Below are 1,479 nucleotides of genomic sequence, written 5' to 3'. Positions count from 1 at the left end.
CCAACGTTCATCCAAAATGATAATTTAACATGGGAATCTCTAATTTTGAACGTTACTAATTGAGGGAAGCTTTCACACTTACAACCAACTAAGCCTTATGTTTTTCTTTCGAGATAAACAGGGCAAAAACAACATAGTTAAGGACTAATAAACAATAATATAATGTATATTCTTTAAAATCAAAAACACTCAACCATTCCAAGTAGATTATAAAAAATGTCGTTAAGATTAATAGGTTCGAGAACCTAAATTTCAATCGATATTCTTTCCAAAGAAAAAAGTGGACTGTACATAAGAGAGTCAAATTTATTCCAAGTGTATATATCACCGTTTTACCAGAGGCTTCACCGTCTGTCGATATCGCGCTTTGAAGAAAAACAATAAAAAAGAACTGACTTATTAATCCTACTATATATATGAGTAACTTACTGTTTTTTACCATATTACTTTATTGTAGTATGAACTCTTATTTTTTCTGGATTAGTCTTATTTATCACATCACTATAAATAAACTTGATTACTACACCTAGTCCTTGTAAACCATAACCCACTCCCTTTGCAATTGGATTGGGGATTATTTTAACACCTTGACCAACCAACCCTAACCCCCCTCCAACTTTCACAGCAGTTTTATTCTCATTGGCATTCTGTTTAGCTTCTGCTTGGATTGGACTTTGTTTAACCTCTTTCTTATACTCCCTTACAGAATTCACTGCTGTTTTAAACTCTGAGGATGCTTGATCCAATTCTATATCCGCTGTAAGCGAAACTCCTTTATGTCCCAAAGTTTTGGTATAGACTGTTCTAGACACACCACCAATTAACCCGTCTGCATTAACAGTTGCTGTTGTCACTTCCCATACTATTGTTGTAGTGTTATTTCCATCTGCATCCTTTCCTTGAATAGTTGTAGTCTTTTATTCTCCGCAATGTCTCCCGCCAAAAATATTCAATCTAAATCAGAATATTCCTGGGGACATTGCGGCATTCATAGCGCAATAGTTAAATCCACATCCTGAATTTCCGTATCTTGTTATCTCATAAAATCCCTGCTCTCCGGTTGCATAGAACTTTGCAGAAGAATTACATAGTTTTCGGGAGTGTTACCTAGTTCTGCCTTACATGGATTAAGATGGATGTAATTCAGATTCTGAATAATAAATTTATCGGTTCGGCAGTCCTTCCAATCGAATGATGGCTCAAATACTGTATACAATCTACCTCGCTTCATTTCTATGGCAGAGGGTAAAGCCTCCAATTTTGACAACACATCACTTTGGTTAGCTGCTCTAAGCGTTTAACCAATTCATATGTTATAAACCGCTTTCCATTTGACTCCGTTGTGTTGATTGATTCACTATTGTTTCTGAATGCAATAATCACATGCAGGTGGTTAGGCATGATTGAAAGCTTCCCTCAATTAGTAACGTTCAAAATTAGAGATTCCCATGTTAAATTATCATTTTGGATGAACGTTGG

Annotated in this window: 1 protein-coding gene; it reads right to left on the bottom strand. The window is 35.5% G+C overall.

All coding sequences use genetic code 11. The features are described from left to right. Positions 1 to 443: 443 nt before the first annotated feature. Positions 444 to 854, bottom strand: coding sequence for a hypothetical protein (locus tag QUB39_RS30460; protein ID WP_333245807.1), 411 nt, complete (start codon positions 852 to 854; stop codon positions 444 to 446). Positions 855 to 1,479 lie beyond the last annotated feature (625 nt).

The sequence above is a fragment of the Microcoleus sp. AT8-B5 genome, from assembly GCF_036705565.1.
Classification (GTDB): Bacteria; Cyanobacteriota; Cyanobacteriia; order Cyanobacteriales; family Microcoleaceae; genus Microcoleus.
Note: the sequence above shows the minus strand (reverse complement) of the source record. Positions and strands in the feature narration are given on the sequence as shown.